Consider the following 21,564-nt stretch of genomic DNA (forward strand, 5'->3'; position numbering starts at 1 on the left):
AAAGGTCTGCTTCCCCTTCAATATGGACACTGAACCCGTCAGTTTCAGGACTAATAGCCACGTCAAATTTTGGACATTGTAAAACGTCATTAACACCAATAATAAGTGAAAGACTTGATCTTTTTGTTTGATATTCAAAGTGAAAGAATTTTTGTGTATTTCCGGTTTGTAATTCTTTTTGTTATTGATGGATCCTCCAGCAAGATTTTGTATGTATTCAAGTAATTCTATATCTGTGGAGGAAATTGTAATGCAGGGTCTACGATTCTCATGAGCATGCATTCTGGTTAATGTAATACTACCTCCTTCATCGATAATACCCGCAATATAGGCAGCTTCCCATTTTTCCAAAAGTAACACCCCTTCTTTTTAAATTTGTTCTTTATTGAGAATTGGAAGGTGGAAATTTATACCCTTTATAAGCTCTTTAAACCGCATAAAGGGGTAGTATGTGTTTAGTGGAACGCTTCTTTTGTATTCCCTCTTCCTAGCCTGTATACTTTTCTCAACATGAGTAAAAAAGGAGGAAAAAAACCATGAACTTCCAAAACAAAGTCGTCATCATTACCGGTGCAGCAAACGGTATCGGAAAAGGAATCGCCAAGGAATACGCAAAAAAAGGTGCAACAGTTGTACTCGCAGATATGGAGGAAAAGGCAGGAGTAGAGCTTGAACAGGAACTGAAATCACAAGGCGCGGAAGCCCTCTTCATCCAGACGGATGTCCGCAAAGAAGGGGATATTGTCCACCTCATCAACAAGACAGTGCAGCAGTATCAGAGAATAGACATCCTGATTAACAATGCAGGCATTTCAACCTTTACATCCCCGTATGAACTGACAATCGAGGATTGGGATAACGTCATCCAGACCAATCTTCGCAGTGTATTCATCGCCTCCCGCGAAGCGGCCAAAGTTATGAGGCAGAACGAAAAAGGTGGATCCATCGTTAATATTGCCTCCACGCGAGCGGCGATGTCGGAGCCGAACTCGGAGGCGTATGCTGCATCTAAAGGTGGAATTGTGGCCATCACCCATGCAATGGCTGCCTCATTCAGTCCTGATAACATCACTGTCAATGCCGTTTCACCAGGCTGGATAGAAACAGGAGATTACGAAAAGTTACGTGATGTAGATCATGAACAGCACCTCTCCAACCGTGTCGGAAAGCCTTCTGACATCGCAAGAGCTTGCCTATATCTGACTGATGGTGAGAATGATTTTGTCACTGGGGAGAATCTGACCGTAGATGGTGGGATGACCCGAAAAATGATATACGAGCATTAACCAAAAAAGAAGCTTACCGATAATCGGAAGCTTCTTTTATCTTTTATTTTTGAAGATTCAAGTCCCATGTAATACCAAATTGATCCTTTACTTTTCCGTAGCGTGCGCCCCAGAATGTGTCTTGAAGCTCCATCACGACTGTACCGTTATCGGATAAACGGTTGTACAGCGTTTGTATCTCCTCTTCATTTTCAGGCTCAATTGTCAGGGAGACTTGGTCGCCCATTGCAACGGAGTGTCCAGGGAAAGCATCGGAAAACATCAATACAAAGTCGCCTTTTTCGAATCGGGCATGCATGACAAGGTTGTCTGCTTCAGGGGGAGTAGGGAAGTCTGCTTCTCCAAATGTTTGGATTCCCACAATTTCGCCTTCGAAAACCGTTTTGTAGAACTCCAGTGCCTCTTTTGCATTTCCATTAAAAGATAAGTAAGGTGTTACTTGCTTCATTTTGAACACTCCTTAATATATTAGTTTAATCCAACACATTCATTATAAAATAAAACCTTATAATAAGTAAAGAACGTTTGTTCGTATTTATAAATATATTGAAAGCGAATACATACTTCCTTTATACTGGTAATATTCGAAACGTTTCAATAACTCTAAAATTATTTAAGGATGTGATTCCAATGGCACTTATTCAATGCAATTTCTTTTCCGAGGCCCTTCAATGCTCCACCTCGATGACTGTCATATTGCCGCAGACAACCTCCCATATCGGAGTGGAATCCAAAGCGGAGCAAAAGAAGCATTCAACCTTATATCTGCTGCATGGCTTGTCGGACGATCACACGATTTGGACCCGGTTTACTTCCATAGAAAGATATGTTGCACCTCTTGGCCTTGCAGTTGTGATGCCTGCTGCTGGAAGAAGCTTTTATACGGATATGGAAAATGGCTACGATTATTATACATATGTGAGCGAGGAGCTGCCGCAGACTGCAAGGTCGTTTTTTAATCTTTCCGAAAAAAGGGAGGATAATTTTGTTGCAGGGCTATCCATGGGAGGGTATGGTGCGCTGAAAACGGTCATGCGTAATCCAGATAAATTTGCAGCAGGGGCGAGCCTTTCGGGGTCATTGGATATTGTGGATCGGATTTCTGCTTTTCCGCGTGACTTCCAGCATATTTTTGGCGATCGTCCGATAAAAGGGAGTGATGACGACCTTTTTCATGTAGCTGAAAACTTGGCCAAGAGCGAAGGGCCGATGCCAAGATTGTACCATTGCTGTGGAACGGAGGATCATAACTACCAGGCTAATCTGAGGTTCCGGGATCATCTTGACAGATTGTCCATTGAGAGTACGTTTGAGGACGGGGCAGGTTCTCATGAATGGGGCTATTGGGATCAACAGATACAGCCGGCATTGAAATTTTTACTTGAAAAATAATGGGGAAGGCAGGTCATTTTGGTCCTGTCTTTTTACTTAGAATGGAAAATTTAACTTGTAAACTAGTAAAGATAATCTATAATGTTATATAAATTAAATGAATTAATTAAATAAAAAGGTGGAGAAGGGTTTACATGCCAATATTAGAAGCGATTCCCGATAGGATCAAACCGGCGGGTGATATGTTGTATTTTTCCAAAGCGGACATGGACGAGAATGGAAGATTTGTAGACAGTTGGCTCGCCATCACAGAAAGTCATATTTTTGTCTATGACGAGAATGGAAGCGTTATTAAATCATTGGAAATATCAGAATTGAAGGGTGCGAAACTGGATTCCTATATAGGTGGCGGCTCACTGGTAGTGGATAGCGAAGATGGTGGTATAGTTGTTGTTCGTTTTTCCGCTCCGTTGACAAGCAAGTTTACGGTTGCAGTAAAGGTGATTGAAAACCTGATAAACGGAAAGCCGTTGCCTGTTTTATCGAAAAATGACCTGCCGCGCCATTGCCCGACCTGCCAGCGCCCGCTTCAGGAAGGAACCAATGCGTGCTCGATATGTGTAGATAGAAAGAAAGTGGTCGGTCGACTGCTGGGGTACACAAAGCCTTATCGCATCAAGATGGTCTTTGCGATGGTCATGCTGATTCTGGCAACCCTTTTGGAACTTGCACCTCCATACATTACAAAAATAATTGTGGATGAGGTACTGGAGCCAAAGGACATCGGCGGAGGATTGCTTGTATTGGTGGCTCTTCTCGGTGTAACGAGCATTGTCCTTGCCCTGATGCAGATTGTCAGAGGGATGCTCGGCGTCTGGATCGGAAGCAAAGTGATGGGGGATTTGCGTAAAGAGGTCTATCAATCACTGATGCGGCTTTCCTTAAGTTATTTCGATCGCAGGCAGACGTCGCAGTTCATAGGCCGGGTAAATAGGGATGTGGAGGATACCCGTCAGTTCTTAACCGACGGTGTCCTCTGGGTAGTAGGCCAGGCACTGATGCTGGTCGCAATTCTGATTATGATGTTCAGCCTTGATTGGAAGCTGACCCTGTTCGCATTATTACCAACACCGGTTGTCATACTCTTCTCTGTCATGATCTGGCCAAGAGTCCATCAGATGTGGTACAAGCAATGGCAGGCAATCAACCGTCTGAACATGGTAGTGGGAGATACCCTGCAAGGGATACGGGTAGTAAAAGCTTTTGGACAGGAAAAACAGGAGCATTCCCGCTATATGAAGGGGAATGAAATATTGATGGCGCAGACAATTAAAACCGATGGAATGTGGCAGGGCGTATTCCCGATATTTTCTTTCATCACTGGAACAGGGATGCTGCTTGTCTGGTACTTTGGAGGCATGTCGGTTGTCAGTAACGACCTCAGTTTAGGGACCTTAATGGCATTCATCGCTTATCTTGGTATGTTTTTTGGACCGCTTCAATGGTACAACCAGATGATCACATGGGTCAGCCGCGCGATTTCATCTGCAAACCGGATTTTCGAAATCATGGATACCCCATCAGACGTGCCAGACAGCAAAAAAGCCGTCTCGGTAAAGGATTTGAAAGGAAAGGTGGAAATCTCGAATGTAACGTTCGGCTATGAGAAACATAGTCCCGTGATAAAGGATTTGAATCTCATCGTACAGCCGGGGGAAATGATCGGATTGGTCGGTCATTCGGGAGCCGGGAAATCGACCTTGATCAACCTGATCAGCCGATTCTATGATCCGACAGAAGGGACCATTTCGATTGATGGAATAGACCTGAAGGATATCAGGCAGGAAGACCTGCACAAACAGATTGGGGTGGTATTGCAGGAGACGTTCCTTTTTGATGGATCAATCTCTGACAATATTGCGTATTCCAATCAGGGTGCAACGCCAGACGAAATCATGCGGGCTGCGAAAATAGCGAATGCCCATGAGTTTATCGTGAAAATGGCTGATGGATATGAAACGCAGGTCGGCGAGCGTGGCCACCGCTTATCAGGCGGACAGAAGCAGCGGATTGCCATCGCCCGTGCCATTCTGCATGATCCACGGATTCTGATTCTCGATGAGGCTACAGCGTCAGTTGATACGGAAACCGAGCACAAGATACAGGAAGCGGTCAGCAGACTGGTGCAGGGTCGCACCACTTTCGCCATTGCACACCGCCTTTCCACATTGCGAAATGCCAATCGTCTCGTCGTGATTGACAAAGGGCAGATTGCAGAAATTGGGACACATGAAGAGCTTCTCGCTGAAAAAGGAATCTACTATAAGCTTGTGGAAGCGCAAAAGGAAATGTCGCAGATCAAAGGAGTAGAGGTTGGATGAGTGATTTATTTGAAATAACCTATATCAATCCTGGTGTTACATCCTTTACCAGAAGTGCCGGCGGAATGTTGCAGATGAAAACCGCCCGGGAGCTGTTTGCCGAGATAACGGTCAGGCGTACGTATCCGATGTCCAGACCCTACGAATACTTGTCTGTCTGGACCAAGGATGATAAGGAGATCGGAATAATCCGTGATATCGAGGAACTGGACGATAAAAGCAGGGAGGAGCTGGTGGCGGAGCTGAAACTTCGCTACGTCATTCCCGCAGTGACGCAGATCATTTCCATCAAGGAGGAGCCGGGATTGTGGTCCTTCCAAGTGAAAACGGACAGAGGCGACCTCAAGCTTCTGATGAGAAACATTCATGAGCATATCCAGATGATCGGGGTGAATAGACTGATCATAACGGACATGGAAGGCAAGCGCTGTGAAATCGAGGATATCGAATCTCTTGATGCAGCAAGCCGCAAGCAGTTGAATAAAGTCATTTAGAGGAGGAATTGGATGATTACTTTAACCGGCTTTGCAGATGAAATCTCCCCTGAACTCGACGTACAGCTTGATGTCCTGGAGTCGCAGGGGATCCGGCATCTTGAGCTCCGGAGTGTGTGGGGGACGAATGTTGCACATCTGACGGGTGAGGAACTGTTGACGATTAAGCGGACTTTGGATGCCAGAGGCTTTTCTGTCTCTTCCATTGGTTCGCCAATCGGGAAAATAGGAGTGTTGGAGAATTTTGACGTACATATGGAGGATTTCCAGCGGGTTGTGCATGCGGCTCATGTACTGGGATCCCGGTACATCCGAATCTTTTCCTTCTTTATTCCAGAGGGAGAGGACCCTGGAGATTACCGGGACGAGGTGTTGAGAAGGATGAACGAGCTTGTCCGGGTTGCAGAAGCGGAAGAAGTAGTACTGCTGCATGAAAATGAAAAGGACATTTATGGGGACAATGCAGAGCGCTGTCTAGAAATTCTTGAAAGCTGCGAATCTCCCAATCTTCGGGCAGCTTTCGACCCGGCCAACTTTGTACAATGCGGAGTGAAGCCATATACGGAGGCTTACCCATTATTGGAAAAGTATGTGGAATATATGCATGTAAAGGATGCACGGTTTGCTGATGGTCATGTGGTGCCAGCAGGTGATGGCGATGGCGAGATGAAGGCGTTGTATCAGGCGTTACTTGATCGGAATTATGCCGGATTCGCTTCCATTGAGCCTCATCTGGCGGCTGCAGGAACATTTTCGGGATTCAGTGGACCTGATTTGTTTGTCACGGCTGTCGAGCGGTTCAAGGAGCTGCTTGTGGATGTGGGGATGCCTGTGAAAAGTTCATCGAATTCGAATTGTTAGAATGATTTGGAATTCTGTTAGAATGATTGGAAAAGTTGTTAGAATCACGTCATTAATTGTTAGAATGTTCTAGAAATCTGTTAGAATCGAGTCGAAAAACACCAATCAACCTAGTAAAATTGCCGTTGTGAAAAGCAAAAAACGCCCTCAACAGAGTGAAATGAAGTAAAATCATGCTCTAAACAGTGTTTTTTGTTCAGAATATACAGTTTTTCACCTGGAATACACAAATAGCCCTACGCCGCCATAAAGATACTACCAAACCCAAAGGAGGACCAACCAATGACCCAGTCCAATACTCAATATACCCAAAACAAAGAACTGCGCTTCGCCCTCATCGGCTGCGGCTCCATCAGCGCCACACACGCTGAACAGATCCACGCTATACCAAATGCCAGATTAGTAGCAGTTGCAGACATTGAAGAGGATCGTGCCAAAACCTTAGCATCCAAATACAACACAGACTTCTACACCGACTACCAGGAGATGCTTCAAAGAGACGATATCGATATCGTCAACATCCTTACCCCGAGCGGTATGCATGCCGATATGGGAATCCATGCAGCCAAAGCCGGTAAACACATCATTACGGAAAAACCGATGGACATCTGCATGGATAAAGCAAAAGCAATGATCAAGGCGTGCAGAGATGCCGGGGTCAAGCTGTCTGTCATCTCCCAACACCGTTTCGACACGGCAACCGTCCAAGTGAAAAAGGAAATGGATGAGGGCAATTTCGGTAGCATGATCCTTGGTGAATGTGCAGTGAACTGGTATCGCACACAGGAGTATTATGACAGTGGCGAATGGCGCGGTACTTGGGCACTTGATGGCGGAGGGGCGCTGATGAACCAATCGATTCATACGATTGATCTCCTTCAATATTTGATGGGACCGGTTGAAAGTGTGTTTGCCAGAACAGCCACCCTTGCCCATGAGAGAATGGAGGTCGAGGATGTGGCGGTCGCGACGGTGACATTCAAGAACGGAGCACTTGGCACAATCGTTGGTACAACCAGTGCATTCCCTGGGTTAAGCTGCCGCCTTGAAGTTTTTGGAACGAAGGGATCCGCTGTTATTGAAAATGATCGATTGACCCACCATTTCCAGAAAACGCAAGATAGCAAGGGTGAGTGGTACAGTGGGGGCAAGGTGGAAAATCTGGCCAAGACCGGACAAACCGACAGCGGAACTGGTGCGAGTGATCCGACAGCCATCTTCGGTGGTGCACACCGCATTCAGATAGAAGATATGATGCAGGCTGTCACCTGGGATCGTGAGCCTCTTGTTAATGGAGAAGAAGGACTGAAACCGTTGGAAATAATCCTGGCCATCTATGAATCTGCCAGAACCGGGAAGTCTGTGACTCTATCAGAATAAGGAGGAACAAATAATGATCAATTTTGCCATTGTGGGAGCGGGGGCGATTGCTCCTATTTATGCAGAGGCCATCACCCTGCATCCTGAAGCCACATTAGTTGCGGTCTGTGATAAGAACCAGCAAACGGCATCAGGCTTCGTCAAACAGTATTCCACCAACAAATTCTATACAGCATACGAGGATTTGCTACAGGACTCCTCCATAGATGTGGTCTGCATCTGCACACCAAGCGGCCTGCATGCAGACATGGCCATCAAAGCCATCGAAGCCGGCAAGCATGTAATTATCGAAAAACCGCTTGCGATGACGCTTGAGGATGCGGACCGGGTAATCGCAGCGGCTAAAAAGTTCAAGGTCAAAGCCACCGTTGCTTTCCAAAAACGCTACAATAGACCGATTCTTCAAATGAGGGAGAAGCTGGAAAAAGGAAGCTTCGGAAACATGATGCATGCAACGACAGCAGTCCGCTGGTACCGGGACCAGAGCTATTATGATCAGGATCCATGGCGTGGAACTGCCGCCATGGATGGTGGTGCCCTGATGAATCAGTCCATCCATAATATCGATCTTTTAAGATGGATGATGGGTCCTGTCCGAAAGGTCTCCGGGTTTACTGCTACAAGGCGCCACACGATGGAAATGGAGGATGTCGGTGTGGCGATCCTCGAGTTCGAGAGTGGTGCGCTTGGAATCATCGAGGGCTCGACTGCGATTTATCCAACCGACCTGGAAGCATCATTAAGCCTTTTCGGCACAAAAGGAACGGCGGTTGTCGGTGGAAAATACATAGATGAGATAAAAAGCTGGCATTTCCTTCACGAGGATAATGAATTACATAAAGAAGATTCTACGTTTTCGACATCGCAAGAAGGTCACTATCCAATCATAGAGGACATGGTCAAAGCCATAAAAAATGACAAGGACCCTGCAATTTCACTCCAGGACGGAAGAAATGCTCTGGAAATCATACTAGCCATCTACGAAAGTTCAAAAACTGGTAATGCTGTAAATATAAAGTAATTATGTATATAGAAAGTAACGGAAGAAAATCTTACAAGAATCGAATCGATTCTATAAGCATTTCTTCCGTTATTTTTTGTATTTTAATCATAAAATGAATTGAGCAAACGGTTGCTCTCTCTAGGATGATTGAGAATTCCCACTATTAAAATACGTTTCGAAAATTTTCTTCAAAAATGGAATTGTAATCGGTTTCAAGGTGGAGTATAATGATTTTAGTGAAACGTATCAATTAATTGTAAGTATTCAGTCAATAGCTTTTTGAACCCAAGTGAATCTTCACTTTATTTTTTGAAAAGAAATTGAAACGTTTCGAAATTGGGAAAGGGGTTGTTGTTTCTTCTTCAATTGATGTAGTTAACCTCAGCTTCTTGTAATCTATCAGTCTAGTGGACAAGCTAACGCATTTGAGATCTAAACTTAGAAAAAAGTTTTTATCTAATAAAACAAAAAAATAAGGGGTGTATGAGATGAAATTGTTAAAACCTTGGATCGCAATTTTAACTGTTTTTATGTTAGTAGTTGGTTGCAGCAATGATGCTTCAAATGATGAGAAAAAAGACGATAAAGCTTCAGATAAAGAGCAAGTGACACTTACTTTCGCTAGCTGGGCATTAGGTACGGAAGAGGAAATGAACATCGAGCGTCTTCTAATTAAAGAATATGAAGAAGCAAACCCGAATGTGAAAATCGAAATCGATGAGAGCATCACTGGTGACTGGAACGACGCATTATCTGCAGCGGCAAGTGCTGGATCGATGCCAGATGTTTTCAATCTTGCACAGGTTCCTACAGGACTTGCTAACGACTGGTTATTGGATATCACAGATTTAACAAAAGAAGATGAAGATTATGCGAAAATCGCAGATGCGGTAAAAGAATCTGCAACATATGGTGGTAAAGTATTCGCGGTTCCAAGTGGACAGCATTTCTTAGGCTACTATGTTAATAAAGACCTTTATAACCAGGCTAACCTGGATGTTCCTGAGTATGGATTGTCTGTTGACGAATTTACAGAAGCAGTTCGCTCCATCTCGAATGTAAACAATGGTGTAGTTGGAATGAACAACCCATTTGCAATTGTTGACTGGTACCCTACTGCTGTTAGCGAGACAGCTGGCTGGTACACATACAGCGAAGATGGCTACAACCTTGATAGCAACGAATTTATCGGTGGTGTCAACTTGGCTAGCAATTTCGTAACAAACGGTTATTCTTATGAAAATCTTACTGACGAGCAAAAAGCGAACTTCAGTGGAGAAAATGGTGGGGAAGTTTGGGCACAAGGCGGTCTTGGAACTGTATGGGATGGAACTTGGGCTGTAACGAACTTTACAGATAACCTTGAATTTGAATGGGATTTCATCGGGATTCCTGGTGGAAGAACAGTTGTTGTAAACGACTTCATGGGAATCTCTAAATCTACTGAGCATGCAGAAGAGGCTTACAAATTCGCTAAATTCATGGGCTTCGGTAAAGAAGGATACATGAAACGCCTGGATGTTGCAGTTGAAAACGAAAAAGCAGTGAACAACCTTCCTGTAATCAACGACGAGGAAGTATTGGATGCTTTCTTTGAAATCCAGGATATACCTGGTCTGCGCACAGCGTATGACAACTTGGACAATGCAGTTATAGAGCCATTCAAAACGGTTCCTGGCTATGTTCAATCCAGATGGGAAGCTCCAACTGGTGTAGCGGTTGGTGACAACCCGAATGCAAACATCGCAGGTATCATTGATGCAAGTGTAAGAGGCGAAATCAAGATTGAGGATTACATTTCTCAAATCAATGAACTAGCTAACCAAAAGCTGCAAGAAGGTAAAGAAGCGATTGGTCAATAATTAAAATTTTCATAGTGAAGCGCAAAACCGGTGGGGGTGGAGTCTTGCTCCCGACCGCTTGCGCTTTTCTTATAACTGTTGAGGGGGATAAATGATATGAAACGTAAGATGTTGTTCTGGCCGCTATTACTGCTTTTATTGATTCCGAATCATATCGCTTTCGCCGATGAAAAGAATTCTCCTGAACAATTGGCCGAACAAGTCATTGAACCTAGCTATCTTTATATCCTGAAACAGTGGAAAGAAGTGGGAATCGATAACGCGTCTCCGTATGAGCGTGCTATCAGTCCCACTGATTTTTTATCCGTTCCTGAAAGTGATTTACTGCCTTTGAATGAAAGTAAGGGGTATGAGGATCAAGTTTTCTCCTGGAAAGATCAAAAATCAATCACCGTTGAAGTGGATGTAGAAGAAGAGGGTCTATATGAGCTTGGCTTTGATTATTTTCCTTTAGGAGAAGGGATTGTACCGATAGAAGGTTCCATCGAAGTGAATGGAAGCTATCCTTATTATGAAAGTCGCCGAATTCTTTTCCCGAAAGATTGGAAAAGTGCATCAACGAAGTTTGAGAAAGACCGTTTTGGAGATGAAATCATTCCAAAGCAGGTGCCCATTGAGGAATGGCATTATGTAAAAGCGGAGGATTCCAGTTATCTGCACTCAAGACCATTGAAATTCCATTTGAAAGCAGGAAAGAACACGATCAAGCTTTCCAACCTAAGAGGGGAAATGCTTCTTGGAAACGTCTATGTGGACAGTGTGGGAACGATACCTTCTTATAAAGAATACTTAGAACAAAACAAGGGTGAGCTCATAGAGGATGCAATGGTGACTATTGAAGCCGAGCATCCAACGAAGAAAAACAGTTCATTCATCAGACCTGTCAATAGACAGGATGCTTCGGTTGTTCCTTACAAAAGAGACAGCCGCCTTTTGAATGTAATCGGCGGGGAGTCCTGGGAGCAGAGTGGGCAGAGTGCAACATGGAATATTGAAGTAGAAGAAGACGGGTACTACAACATAAGTTTAAAGGTATTGCAGGAGAAGCAAACAAGTTTTCCGGTTTACCGTACAGTCATGATTAATGGAGAAATACCATTTGAAGAAGTGGAACATTACGGCTTCCAGCAGGAAAAGAACTGGAAGAACGAAACGCTGAGTGATGACAAGGGAGAAGCCTACTCGTTTTATTTGAAAAAAGGGACAAATACCCTGACCCTGAAAGTGGATGCTTCGCCAGTCAATCGAACACTCTTTGAAATCGATCAGGTTATGCAGGGTATCGAGGAGCTTTCCTTATCGATCAAACAATTAACAGGTAACAGCCAAGATCGTTCACGTGGATGGAGAATCACGGAGTACCTGCCGGATATCGAGGACCGCCTGCTAAACTGGGCAACTGCACTTGACAAGGAAAGTGAGTATTTGCTTGAGTTGAGTGAAGGACAGGAAGCAGTGGAAGTGGTGTCCTTGAACATTGCATCCGAAAGACTTCGAACGCTAGCAGAGTCACCGGATGAAATACCTTCGAGATTGACGCAGCTATCTGAGGGTTCCAGCTCTGTTGCACAGATTCTTGGAAATGCAATATTGGACTTGAAAAAACAGCCATTATTTATGGATCGAATATATATTCATGGTGACGAAAAGTTGCCAAAAGCAGAATTGGGCTTTTTTGCAAAAACGAAAGAATCTGTCTTGAAGTTCTTCCATTCCTTCCAATCGAATACGCTTGCCACTGAAGACGTGGAAGACGATGTTGTGGATATCTGGGTGAATCGACCAAGACAGTATGTGGAATTGATGCAGAACATGGCCGATCAGCAATTCACTCCTGAAACAGGGATCAAAGTGAGATTTTCGATCATGCCATCGGAGCAGAAGCTCATCCTGGCGAATGCGGCAAACAGCCAACCAGATCTTGCACTTGGAATCAGTACGTGGCTGCCATATGAATTGGCAATCCGTGGAGCTGCCTATGATCTTCGACAGTTTGATGATTTCGGTGAAACGGTCGGCCGTTTCTCACCGGGTGCATTCCTTCCGATGATCATTGATGATTCGGTTTATGCATTGCCAGAAACACAGGATTTCTTTGTACAATTCTACCGAAAAGATATTTTGAATGCATTGGATGTACCGGTACCGGATACATGGGACGATGTGGTGGAGGTTCTGCCTGAACTGCAGCGCTTCGGACTTAACTATTACACGCCTATCGCAGGTGCTGTCGCATTCAAGCCGTTCCAGGCCACTGCACCTTTCATCTATCAGAATCAAGGTGACCTGTACGTGGAGAACGGAATGGGAACATCCATTGATAGTGATGAGACCATCAAAGGCATTCAGTTCATGACAGACTTGAATACCATTTATAGTACGCCGCTTCAAGTGCCGAATTTCTATAATCATTTCCGATATTCGACCTTGCCTATCGGGGTTGCCAATTTCCAGACTTATGTCCAGCTGACCGCAGCTGCACCTGAGATCTCGGGCTGGTGGGATATTGCCCCTCATCCTGGCGTGATGCAGGAGGATGGCACCGTATCGAGATGGGCAACCGGATCAGGACAAGCCGGTATGATATTTAACGGAAGTAAAAATAAAGAGCAGGCATGGGAATTGCTTAAGTGGTGGACCTCAACTGAGATCCAGACCGATTTTGCAACAACGCTTCAAATCATGTATGGACCTTCTTATATGTGGAATACCTCCAATCTGGAAGCATTTGCACAGCTTCCATGGCCGGAAGAGCATAAAGAAGTAATCCTTGAACAATGGGAGCAATTAATGGAGGTACCTAAAACTCCTTACACGTATATGATTGAGCGTGAAATCAGTAATGTATGGAACCGTGTAGTATTTGACGGGGAAAATACACGATCTGCGGTGGATGATGCAGTGGTCACAATCGACCGCGAAATGCGCAGGAAAATGGAGGAGTTCGGTTATATGAAGGATGGCAAGATCATCAAGCCTTACCATATACCGACGATTGAACAAGTGGAAAGCTGGGTGGAAGAGAATGATGAATAAAGTCCAAAAGCATGCAGGAACTTCTATTTTTCTTGCACCATACCTTATCTTTTTCTTTACCTTTATTATAATCCCGGTCGTGGTTGCGATCTTTTTATCCTTTACGTATTTTAATGCAATTGAGATGCCGACGTTTATCGGACTCGCAAACTATGTAAGTGTGCTGACGCAGGACCAGGTGTTCATGCAAAAGGTATTGCCGAACACCCTTACCTTTGCTGTCATTGTAGGACCAGGAGGATATATCCTTTCCTTCCTGCTTGCCTGGATGCTGGCTCAGATCTCGAGAGTACCAAGAACCATTCTGGCGCTTATCATCTACTCCCCTTCCATGACAGCAGGGATAGCGATGGCGGTAGTATGGACCATCATTTTCAGTGGGGACCAGACAGGTTACCTGAACAGTCTCCTTATTACGATGGGGGTACTGTTCGAACCGATCCAATGGCTGCAATCGCCTGATCATCTAATGACGATCATGATTGTCGTGACACTTTGGGGAAGCATGGGAGTAGGATTCCTGGCGATGCTGTCAGGTGTCCTGAATATCAATAAAGAAATCTACGAAGCAGGTTATATCGATGGAATAAAAAATAGATTCCAAGAGATCATCTATATCACGATTCCATCGATGAAGCCGCAAATGTTATTCGGAGCAGTTATGGCTGTTGTAGGTACCTTCCAGGCCGGAGCTATCGGGGTTGCGCTATCAGGCGCCAACCCGACACCGCAATATGCGGGTCAGTTGATGGTCAACCACTTGGAGGACTATGGATTCATCCGATATGAGATGGGCTACGCAGCTGCCATTTCCGTTATTCTGCTGTTGGTTGTCTATATTTTCTCGAAGGTTGCCTGGCGACTATTTGGGGAGAAGGATTAGAATTACGTCTATTAATCTTTTATACGTAAGGAGTGAACGATGTGTCGGCATTTCATGGAACGAAAATTAATCCAGACAGGTTTCACCGGAGTCAGATGAAGTTCTATCTTTTTCTCATTCCGCTTGCCGTTTTTATGGCAATGCCCATAGTGTTTGTCTTTTCTCACGCATTCAAGCCGATAGACGAGCTCTTTGCCTATCCGCCCCGATTTTTCGTGGAAAAGCCAACATTTCAAAACTTTATCGATCTGATGAATAATACGAGCGCATCCGGGGTTCCGATGTCTCGTTACCTTTTTAATAGTATTGCCATTACGCTGATCGTGGTTTTCCTGACGGTATTGATCAGTACGATGGCAGGATATGCACTATCGAAAAAACGCTTCAAATTGAAGAAGACGATTTTCGAAATCAATACACTGGCGCTGATGTTCGTATCTGCAGCAGTGGTTATCCCAAGGTATTTGCTGATTGAAAAGGTCGGATTGCTTGATACCTTCGTGGTACACATCTTTCCTTTGATTGCCATGCCGATCGGGCTATTCCTGGTCAAGCAGTTCATCGATCAGATACCCAACGAACTGATAGAAGCTGCCCAGATGGATGGTGCGACAGACTTCCAGATTTTCCGGAAGATCATCATTCCGCTCGTAAAACCGGCAATTGCAACGATCGCCATCCTGTCGTTCCAGGTGGTATGGAACAATACGGAAACTTCCGAGCTATTCGTCAACAATGAAAACTTGAAAACGTTCGCCTTCTATATGTCCACCCTATCTTCTGCGACTACAGGTAATACGGTAGCGGGTCAAGGTATGGCAGCGGCGGCATCATTGATCATGTTTATTCCGAATCTGATCATCTTTATCATTCTACAAAGCCAGGTAATGAACACGATGGCGCATTCAGGTATCAAGTAAAGGGGAGGAAAGAAAATGAAGCAAATCTTCATCGGCTTACTATGTGTTTGGCTACTGATACTCTTTCCAGCACAATCCTCTGCTTCGCTTTCTGTTCCTTACAAAACGGAGACGGTTTCATCCGAGGGGGATATCATAGAAACACAGACAGCCTATATCCCTGTCAGTCTCTTTGGAAGTAACAGTGAGATTGTTAATCCAGAAGATGTTTACATTGATGAAAATAACAATGTGTATGTAGCGGATTCAGGAACGAAAAAGGTCACAAAATTCGATGAGAACGGCAAAAAGCTTTTAGAGGTCGGGGAAGGTCAGCTAGCCCAGCCGACAGGGGTGTATGTGGATCACAACCAGGAGATCTATGTAGCGGACTATAAAAATGAGAAGGTTTTCCGTTTCTCCCAGGAAGGCGAGATGATCCAGGAATATGGAAGGCCTGACTCTCCCTTGTTCGGAACAAGATCACCATATAAGCCTCAAAAAGTAACCGTGGACAAACGGGGGAACCTCTACATTATCGGGGAAGGTTCCAATAACGGTATCATCCAGATTGGGCAGGACGGCACATTCCTTGGATTCTTTGGAGTAAACCGCACCCAATCGTCCCTCATGTCTGTGGTGCAGGATGCACTTACGACAGAAGGTCAAAAGTCAAGAATGTTCCTTAAGGTTCCACCGGCGCCAACCAATATCGCCATTGATGAAAAAGGGCTGGTATTCACTGTTACAGCCGGTACAAAATTTGAAGTAATCCGAAAGCTGAATATTGCCGGGGGCAACATACTCCATTCTGACATCTCGGATACTTCCAATCTGAGAGATATTACTGTCGGGCCACTCGGAAACTTCTTTGTTCTTGAAAACAATGGCCGTATCTATGAATATGACAGCTATGGGAATCTTCTCTTCATTTTCGGGGGCAAGGATGATGGGACGAACCGTCTCGGCTTGTTCAAGGATCCAACAGGAATAAGCGTGGATAATCTTGGCCGCCTTCTTGTAACAGATCGTGAAAGAGGAACAGTTCAGATGCTCGAGCCGACCGCATTCGCGGAAATGATGCATGGAGGTATCTCCTTATATGCAGAAGGGCTCTATGTAGAAAGTGGAAAGTACTGGAGCGAGGTTCTGCGCCTGAACTCCTCCATCGGTCTTGCCCATTATGCAATGGGAGAAGCTTACTACAAGCAGCAGCAGTATGACGATGCAATGGAATCCTTTAAAATTGTCAACAGCAAATATGGGTATTCCGACTCGTTCTGGGAGATCCGGAACATCTGGATGCAGGAGCACTTGAGCAAGGTCTTCGCAGTGATCCTCGGTCTCTTTGCGATACGGGCTTCTGTCCTGTATGTGGATAAAAAGAAGGGGATTCTCACAAAGCCGCGGAAAAGATGGAAAGCGATCAAAGCCAAGACCCTGATCAGCGAGCTTCTGTTCCTTGGCAAATTCCTGAAGAAGCCTGTAGACAGCTTCTATTATGTAAAGCGGGTCAGAAAGGTATCTCTGCTTTCTGCCACTATTCTTTACTTTGTTCTATTTCTGGAATATCTCATCATGAAATATTTCACCGGCTTTATTTTCAGAGGGTCAAACGCAGACCAGATCAATTTTGCATTCGAGCTTGTGACACTCTTCCTGCCGATCCTGTTGTTCATCGTCTCCAACTATCTGGTAAGTACGATCAGTGACGGAGAAGGAAGATTCCGGGACATCTACATAGGAACCATCTATAGTTTGGCTCCCTATCTGGTGTTCATCATTCCGGTCACGCTATTATCCAATGCCTTGACTCTGAATGAAGCATTCCTCTATACCTTCTCGATGCAGGTCATGATCGGCTGGTCGCTGGTTATCCTGTTCATCATGGTAAAAGAGATACATGCCTATGAATTCTTTGAAACAGTAAGAAACATCCTGATCACGATATTCTGCATGATCATCATCGTGCTCGTGTGCTTCATCATTTACGTATTAATGGATCAAGTAGTAGACTTTGTCACAGCGATCATTCAGGAGGTGATTCTCCGTGTATAAAAAGATAATCCTGTTTTTGCTGATTGCCATGCTTCCCATCCACGTTATCGCGGATTCGCTGAAAGATAAGGAAGAACTGGATGAGATTGAAGTGGAATCCGAGCTTGGAGAAGAGACACTCCGATTTGATTCCAACCAATTTACGCAAACGGAAAAAGAGAATAAGCCGCTTCCCGAAGGAACCTTGGATGGATTTGAAAAGGTCACTGAAAACGAAGAACTGGCTCTTTACGTAAACAGGGCATCCCTTGCAATTAAAATCCAGAACAAGAGCACGGGATATATCTGGAACTCCGGATTGGATCAGCCTGAAAACTATCGACTGAACAATACATGGACAGAAATGGTCCAATCGGCCATCACGATCGATTACCTGGACCGCAAAGGAAACATGAAAACGGAAAGTATTCTGACATCCGAATCGGCTTCAGAGATCACGATGGAAGAAAACGGCTTCACTGCTGATATCGAATTCAAGAATTCGAGCATCGATGTCCAGCTGAAGGTGAGTCTCGAGGAAGACGATGTCCTAATCGAAGTCCCTGATGCAGGAATCAAGGATGGGAAGTACAACAAGATTGTTTCCATGAAAGTATACCCGTTCCTTGGAGCAGTCAATGAAGAAGATATCAGCGGCTATCTGTTCATCCCTGATGGAAGCGGCGCTTTGATGAGATTCGAAAAAAGCCCGTTCCGTTCCGACACTCCTTTCGTCGGCAACATCTATGGAACAGATGAAGGATTCACCCGTAATATCGAATCCCAGGATGACTACACCTATCCGACACAGGAAATATCCGTTCCTGTATATGGGGCGGTACATGGAGTGAAGCAAAATGGGTTCATCACCGCCATTGAAGAGGGGCAAAGTTATGGAAGCATTCTCGCTTATCCTTCCGGCGCTTCCACCGACTTTTTCTGGGTAACCTCCCAGTACCAGTACCGCTTCAGCTACTATCAGCCGACAAGTAAAAGCATGGGCGGCTTCAATGTCTATCAGGAGGAGAAGAACTCCTTTGACATCAAGCAGCGAGTCATGATTCTCGAGGATGAGGAAGCGGACTACGTAGGAATGGCAAAACGCTACCAGGAACGCCTGGTGGAGACGGGCGGCCTTGAAAAAGAAGAGGATGCCGTTGATGTCCGCCTTGAATTCCTTGGTGGAGAAACAAAAAAAGGCCTGCTTTGGGACACTGTGCTGCCAATGACAAGAGTGGACGAGATCCCAGGCTATGTTGAAGAACTGCAGAAAAATGAAGTCGACAACATGCACGTCGTCTACCGCGGCTATACTAAAGGCGGTCTGACAGGCACCCTGCCGCAGAAGTTCCCGCTCGAAGGCAAGCTTGGAAGCGATGCCGACTATGAGGAAACGATGAAGCAACTGAAGGACAAGGACATTCCTTTCTATCTCTATACAGATTTTACAAAAGCCTATGAAGGCGCATCCGGTTTCTCCGGAAGCAAGGATGTCGCGAAAAAGAAAAATGCACAGCCGATGACACAGAGAGAGTATGGCAAAATGAGCTACTATCTCAGCCCGGAAAAGACATTGGAAATTGCCAAAAAAGATCAAAAAGACTTCAAGGAGCATGGTGTAACTAACCTTGCAGTCGATACGACCGGCTATACCCTGTTCTCAGATTTCAACAAAGGGATGACAAGCACGAGAACCGATATGATCCAAACATATCAAGAAACCTTCGAGCTTTATCAGGAAGAGATGGGAGGGTTATCCTTCTATAAGCCGAACGATTATGCCTGGGCCTATATGGACCGATACCTCGATATGCCGATGTATTCTTCCAGCTATATGTTTGTGACAGATACGGTACCATTCCTGCAAATCGTCCTTAAAGGGTACAAGCCATACTATGCAAGCTTCTCTAATTTCTCGCATAACCCGACAGAGGAAGTGCTGAGAATGATCGAATTCGGGGCATACCCTTCTTTCTATCTGACGACGGAATCCTCCCAGGAGCTATTGAAAACTCCATCAAGAGGACTGTACACTTCCGAGTTTGATGTCTGGAAGGAACAAGTCATTAATCAATACAAGGCAGTGAAGGAAAGCCTTGGAGAAGTGGAAAACATGACCATCACCGATCGCATTGTCCACCAAAAGGGAGTGGTCGAAGTGGTGTATGAAAACGGCGTATCCATCATTGTCAATTACACGGAAGCACCTTTCAGCGTACAAGGTGTGGAAGTGGAAGCAACATCATTTGAAGTAGTAGAGGGGGGAAGATAAGCATGAAGCAGATGTCCATGAAATCAAAGAATACACTAACAGGCTTGATGTTTATCTCACCATGGATTTTAGGATTCCTGATTTTCACAGCGGTTCCCCTTTTCTACTCGCTGTTTCTAAGCTTTCAGCAAGTAAAAATTACGACACAGGGGATTCAGACGAAGTTTGTGAAATTCGACAACTTTGAATATGCCTTCACGGTGGATGCCCTATTTACCCAGAAGCTTCTGACCTTTTTACAGGAGCTGGTACTGTCGGTGCCAATCATCATCGTATTCTCGTTGATCATTGCACTGCTGCTCAACCAGCCGATCAAATTCAGAAACTTTTTCAGAACAATCTTTTTCCTGCCTGTTATCATTGCAAGCGGCCCGGTTATCAATGAACTGATCGCACAGGGAGTGACAAGCATCCCATCCATCAAGGAATACGCTATTTTTGAATCGATGCTTTCCTCAGAAGGGTTTTTCAGTACAGTGCTACTGTATCTGATGGACAACTTGATCATCATTCTATGGTTCTCAGGCGTCCAGTTCCTGATATTCCTGGCTGCCCTGCAAAAAATTGACCAGCAGGTATATGAAGCGGCAAAAATTGATGGCGCATCCAACTGGGAGTGCTTCTGGAAGGTGACCCTGCCAAGCATCTTCCCGATGATCGTCGTCAATACCGTCTATACCATTGTAATGTTCTCCGTCTTTTCGTTAAACCCGATTATCGAACATATCCAGACGAATATGTTCCAGATTGACACTGGCTTCGGCTATGCCTCCGCCTTGTCTTGGATTTACTTCCTACTCATTGCGGCAGCACTTGCCATTTCAGTAGGTCTGCTAACGTTCAGAGGGAAGAAAAAATATGCATAGGGGAGGGGAAGATTCATGGCAAGCTGGCTATCAACTAATCGGAAAAAAAGCATCCATCCATATGCAACGAAGCTGAAGAAAATGACATTCGGTGTCAAAGGGAATGACGGCTTTCTGTACAAGCTTTTCATCTATGGCCTTTTGGTCGGGATTGGATTTGTATACCTGTATCCGCTTTTGTATATGACATCCTATAGCTTGAAGAGCCTGGATGATATCCTGAATCCTTTGGTGAATTGGTTGCCGACACAATTGTATCTTGATAACTATGAAGCGGCCTATTCTGTCCTGAAGTTCATTCCGACCTTGCTGGAAACCTTGTATGTCACAGCGATTCCGGCCATTGTGCAGACCGCGGTATGTGCCGTGATCGGCTATGGCTTTGCCCGCTTTGACTTTCCATTCAAGCGTACGATGTTTGTGCTGGTTCTATCGACATTCATCATTCCGCCTCAAGTGACCGTCATCCCTCGTTATGTATTTTTTAACGAGCTGGGGATATTGGGAAGCATCCAGTCGTTCCTGTTCCCCGCGCTGCTTGGGCAAGGAATCAATAGCGCCATATTCATTCTGATATTCTATCAATTCTTTAAAATGCTGCCAAAGGCTTTGGAAGAAGCTGCCCAGCTTGATGGAGCAGGCTTTCTGCGCATCTTTTTCACCATTGCGCTTCCAATGGCCGGACCGGCAATCATCATTTCATTCCTTTTCTCCTTCGTATGGTATTGGAATGAAACGTATTTAGCTTCTATCTATTTCGGAAATGCCCTGACGACCTTGCCGCTCGAGCTCCAGAAGTTCGTGGCCACCTATCAGCAGATGTTCCCGCAGGAAGGGGATTCCTCTGAAATCAATGAGGGCATCAAAATGGCAGGAACCGTCATGACGATCCTTCCGATGCTGCTTGTCTATCTGGTCACACAGCGCTGGTTCGTGGAAGGTGTGGACCGTTCGGGGATTGCTGGGGAATAA

General features: G+C 45.0%; 17 protein-coding genes. 15 read left to right on the forward strand and 2 right to left on the reverse strand.

Annotation, left to right across the window (positions count from 1 at the left end; genetic code table 11):
- On the reverse strand, positions 1-360 hold a 360-nt coding region (locus tag ACFVAD_RS13630; protein WP_386640882.1), incomplete at its 3' end, for a hypothetical protein.
- A 176-nt stretch (positions 361-536) separates the two neighbouring features.
- Between ACFVAD_RS13630 and ACFVAD_RS13635 the strand changes: the two genes are divergently transcribed.
- A complete protein-coding gene (locus ACFVAD_RS13635; RefSeq protein ID WP_386640885.1) occupies positions 537-1,286 on the forward strand; it encodes a glucose 1-dehydrogenase in 750 nt (249 codons plus the stop codon).
- Between the two features lie 43 nt (positions 1,287-1,329).
- Here ACFVAD_RS13635 and ACFVAD_RS13640 read toward each other — a convergent pair whose 3' ends face one another.
- A complete protein-coding gene (locus tag ACFVAD_RS13640) occupies positions 1,330-1,734 on the reverse strand; it encodes a VOC family protein (RefSeq protein ID WP_386640888.1) in 405 nt (134 codons plus the stop codon).
- A gap of 182 nt (positions 1,735-1,916) precedes the next feature.
- Here ACFVAD_RS13640 and ACFVAD_RS13645 point away from each other — a divergent pair, with 182 nt between their 5' ends.
- From ACFVAD_RS13645 to ACFVAD_RS13710, 14 genes are all read left to right on the forward strand, one after another.
- The gene (locus ACFVAD_RS13645; protein ID WP_386640891.1) at positions 1,917-2,678 is read left to right on the forward strand and encodes an alpha/beta hydrolase; all 762 of its coding nucleotides are present in this window, start codon (positions 1,917-1,919) and stop codon (positions 2,676-2,678) included.
- 134 nt (positions 2,679-2,812) lie between these two features.
- Positions 2,813-4,999, forward strand: coding sequence for an ABC transporter ATP-binding protein (locus tag ACFVAD_RS13650; protein ID WP_386640894.1), 2,187 nt, complete (start codon positions 2,813-2,815; stop codon positions 4,997-4,999).
- On the forward strand, positions 4,996-5,493 hold the full coding sequence (locus ACFVAD_RS13655) for a DUF1854 domain-containing protein (RefSeq protein ID WP_386640896.1): 498 nt from the start codon (positions 4,996-4,998) through the stop codon (positions 5,491-5,493). Before ACFVAD_RS13650 ends, ACFVAD_RS13655 begins: the two co-directional genes overlap by 4 nt.
- 12 nt (positions 5,494-5,505) lie before the next feature.
- Positions 5,506-6,354: a sugar phosphate isomerase/epimerase family protein gene (locus ACFVAD_RS13660; protein WP_386640899.1), complete on the forward strand. Its 849-nt coding sequence runs from the start codon at positions 5,506-5,508 to the stop codon at positions 6,352-6,354.
- A gap of 282 nt (positions 6,355-6,636) precedes the next feature.
- Positions 6,637-7,734 (forward strand): Gfo/Idh/MocA family protein, encoded by a 1,098-nt coding sequence (locus ACFVAD_RS13665; RefSeq protein ID WP_386640902.1) that lies wholly within the window; start codon positions 6,637-6,639, stop codon positions 7,732-7,734.
- A 13-nt stretch (positions 7,735-7,747) separates the two neighbouring features.
- Positions 7,748-8,755 (forward strand): Gfo/Idh/MocA family protein, encoded by a 1,008-nt coding sequence (locus ACFVAD_RS13670; RefSeq protein WP_386640905.1) that lies wholly within the window; start codon positions 7,748-7,750, stop codon positions 8,753-8,755.
- A gap of 470 nt (positions 8,756-9,225) precedes the next feature.
- Positions 9,226-10,599 carry an extracellular solute-binding protein gene (locus ACFVAD_RS13675; protein ID WP_386640907.1) on the forward strand — a complete coding sequence of 458 codons (1,374 nt, stop codon included), beginning with the start codon at positions 9,226-9,228 and terminating at the stop codon, positions 10,597-10,599.
- Positions 10,600-10,695: 96 nt separating this feature from the next.
- The gene (locus ACFVAD_RS13680; RefSeq protein WP_386640910.1) at positions 10,696-13,635 is read left to right on the forward strand and encodes an extracellular solute-binding protein; all 2,940 of its coding nucleotides are present in this window, start codon (positions 10,696-10,698) and stop codon (positions 13,633-13,635) included.
- Positions 13,625-14,518 carry a carbohydrate ABC transporter permease gene (locus ACFVAD_RS13685; protein ID WP_386640913.1) on the forward strand — a complete coding sequence of 298 codons (894 nt, stop codon included), beginning with the start codon at positions 13,625-13,627 and terminating at the stop codon, positions 14,516-14,518. Before ACFVAD_RS13680 ends, ACFVAD_RS13685 begins: the two co-directional genes overlap by 11 nt.
- 41 nt (positions 14,519-14,559) lie before the next feature.
- Positions 14,560-15,438: a carbohydrate ABC transporter permease gene (locus ACFVAD_RS13690; RefSeq protein WP_386640916.1), complete on the forward strand. Its 879-nt coding sequence runs from the start codon at positions 14,560-14,562 to the stop codon at positions 15,436-15,438.
- Positions 15,439-15,453: 15 nt separating this feature from the next.
- Complete coding sequence (locus tag ACFVAD_RS13695) at positions 15,454-17,475, forward strand: YIP1 family protein (protein WP_386640919.1); 2,022 nt, start codon at positions 15,454-15,456, stop codon at positions 17,473-17,475.
- On the forward strand, positions 17,468-19,726 hold the full coding sequence (locus ACFVAD_RS13700; RefSeq protein WP_386640922.1) for a DUF5696 domain-containing protein: 2,259 nt from the start codon (positions 17,468-17,470) through the stop codon (positions 19,724-19,726). The genes ACFVAD_RS13695 and ACFVAD_RS13700 overlap by 8 nt, the downstream gene beginning before the upstream one ends.
- A 2-nt stretch (positions 19,727-19,728) precedes the next feature.
- Entirely contained in the window at positions 19,729-20,592 is an 864-nt protein-coding gene (locus ACFVAD_RS13705) for a carbohydrate ABC transporter permease (protein ID WP_386640925.1), read from the forward strand.
- Between the two features lie 15 nt (positions 20,593-20,607).
- Entirely contained in the window at positions 20,608-21,564 is a 957-nt protein-coding gene (locus tag ACFVAD_RS13710; protein ID WP_204412370.1) for a carbohydrate ABC transporter permease, read from the forward strand.

The organism is Sutcliffiella sp. NPDC057660 (genome assembly GCF_042800035.1).
In the GTDB taxonomy this organism is placed as follows: domain Bacteria; phylum Bacillota; class Bacilli; order Bacillales; family Bacillaceae_I; genus Sutcliffiella_A.